Here is a 2,515-nt window from a genome sequence, read left to right as displayed (position 1 = left end):
AAATAATGATATCTTAAAAAAAATTCAAGCTTGCTTCATGTTCTGCAAATTTTACATCAATATAATTATGTACTGTTCCATCAATTGCTGTATAAGTTTTTGTTCTTCTTGAAATAATCGTTTGCTTTAATTTTTTTAAGCTTTCATTAATTTCTTTACATTCTCTTTGAAGTAAACAAAACGTAATTGCATGTATTTCTTCTATGCTAAATCTTTTGGATAAAGCATTAACAATATAATCACTATTATTAATAATTTGACTACACAGTCTATCATAAATATTTTCTGGGTTTTGGACTTGTGCTAATTTCTGTTTTAAAAGTTCTATACCAAGGTTATCATAGTTAAGAAATTTTTTATCAATGTATCCCAAAAATTGCTTTATAGACTCAAGATAAATTTCGTAAAATTTATTAATCGGTGGTATTTCAAACTTTAAATTTATAATACTATTAAGTAAAATTTTTAGAGTTAAATCTAAAAATTCTTTCATATGAACTTGCTGTAAGTTCTGCTCAATTTGTGATTTACCATTTAATATAAGTTGTTTACAGGGAACAATCAAAAGATCAGAAGTTTCTGGCTCGTATAAGATAATACCTTTAGGTACACTCATATAAATTGCATATAAATCAGAAAATATACGATAATGTTTTATTAGGGTTTGACCTTTTGTTTCATTCACATATTCTGAGTAACTACCGTAATAACTATTAGCACGTAATTCACATTCTTTGGAATTCAAACTTTCAGCATAATGGGCAAAATGGTTCTTTTTAGAATCACCAGCTTTTAAGAAAACAGGTTCATAGCAAAATGGACAACGGGTTTGCAGATTTGTTGTATCATCATAATTACAATTTTCTGCGAAAATAAATTCTTTTTTATCAAGCTAAAAGCAAAGTCCATAATTACATAATATCATATTTTTATTGCATTAGTATAAATTTACTAAAAATTAAATTTGTTATATAGATTCTTTAATCGAATATCAATAAACTGTTATGATTTGGATTTTTAAATCCATCTGGTCGGTTGTGGGATTAAGGAGTTTTTATGAAGAAAAATAAGTATTATGAATTTGTCCCAAAACATATTTATGGGCCATATCTCAACAGAGCTCTTACATTGGTAGAAAAAGTTGTAAAAACATTAAATTCTCAAGGAGTCCATTCAAAATGTTACCTTATTGGTAGTGCTGGTAAAAGACATATGGTAACAAGGTTAGTTATTAATGGAATTCCTAAACCTTTTGATGTTGATATTAATATTGAAATTAATCTTAAAACTTTACCTAGGAAATATCAAAATTTAAAATTGTTGAAGGAACATATCCGGGTAGAATTGAATAAATCTATTGGACTTAACAATGAAACCTTTTCTGATGGAGAGAATTCAACTTCTGTTATTTCTTGTCCTCTTCATTTTACAAATGATAATTCCAAAACAGAATTTAGTTTTGATGTTGGTATAGTATCAAGAAATTCCGGAGGCAATTTACAAAGATTAATTGCAAATAAACAGCAAGATTTATATACATGGTCAAAAATTAAAAACACATCTTCTCTCGATACCCGTTTAAGTAAGATAATTGAATGCAATCTTTGGAATGATTTACGAAATATATATTTAGAAACAAAAAACAGATTAATTAATGATGTGAATTGTCCTTCGTTTGTATGTTATAAAATTGCTATTGAGGAAACATATAAAAAGACATTAAATGTTTCGATTAAAAAAACAAAACATAATAAAAAAAATAATTGAGATCCCGTAGGCGATTCTGCAATGGATGATAAGTATTCAATCTTGTAAGTCAGCATCAAAAGCTCTCTCCGATGTCTAGACATTCATACCACTAGCTATCGGGGAAAGTATTCTGCGTTTCTCTCTCTTGTTCTAAAATGATAAAATAACTTTTTTTGATATTATCTTGCATCAAGAAGTATTTTTAAATATTCAAATTGATTTTATTTTCTTTCGAAAGAATCACAATGACCAGGGCAATAGTCTCCATGGTTATAACAATCATCATTCCCACAAGTTCCATAATAATCTTTGAATATACACTCTTCTTCTTTTGAATACTCATCATCGTCAGAACAACAAATGTCTAAATTACAAAGATTTTGATAACAAGAACAATCGGGGTCTGTACATTCATAAACAGTTTCCCCTTCAAATTCAACAGCTTTTGCACAACTACATGTTGGATCCTGATTAATATCTATCATAGAGAATATCTCCTTTGTTTTGTTTATATAGGTTCAAAAATAAATATATTGAGACTTCGAATTGTTTCTCGTTCTAATCTTCTTATCTATATAATAATATACTTAGATTCATATTGCAAAAAAAACTGCTTTAAGCTTAGCAATCAAGCTATAACTATTCTAATAGATATAAGCAAGAATCATATTGTCCATCCCCCTAAATTTGACCAATTTTAAGGAAAGTTTTTCATTCCTTTAAGTTTATGTTTAAACAGACTTGGCGTTATTTCTTTTAATTCCTT

The 2,515-nt window shown here is 27.5% G+C and carries 3 protein-coding genes; 1 reads left to right on the top strand and 2 read right to left on the bottom strand.

Annotated features, from left to right (window positions below):
* Positions 1 to 13: 13 nt before the first annotated feature.
* Entirely contained in the window at positions 14 to 745 is a 732-nt protein-coding gene (locus MSI_RS13275) for a hypothetical protein (protein ID WP_155815643.1), read from the bottom strand.
* Positions 746 to 1,056: 311 nt separating this feature from the next.
* Between MSI_RS13275 and MSI_RS13270 the strand changes: the two genes are divergently transcribed.
* On the top strand, positions 1,057 to 1,767 hold the full coding sequence (locus tag MSI_RS13270) for a hypothetical protein (RefSeq protein ID WP_009108137.1): 711 nt from the start codon (positions 1,057 to 1,059) through the stop codon (positions 1,765 to 1,767).
* Positions 1,768 to 1,970: 203 nt separating this feature from the next.
* Here the strand turns inward: MSI_RS13270 and MSI_RS14600 are convergent, their stop codons facing one another.
* The gene (locus tag MSI_RS14600; RefSeq protein WP_009108134.1) at positions 1,971 to 2,234 is read right to left on the bottom strand and encodes a hypothetical protein; all 264 of its coding nucleotides are present in this window, start codon (positions 2,232 to 2,234) and stop codon (positions 1,971 to 1,973) included.
* Between the last annotated feature and the right edge of the window lie 281 nt (positions 2,235 to 2,515).

This window comes from Treponema sp. JC4 (assembly GCF_000260795.1).
GTDB lineage: Bacteria > Spirochaetota > Spirochaetia > Treponematales > Treponemataceae > Treponema_D.
The sequence above is the reverse complement of the archived record's forward strand: the minus strand, read 5'-3'. Positions and strand labels throughout refer to the sequence as shown.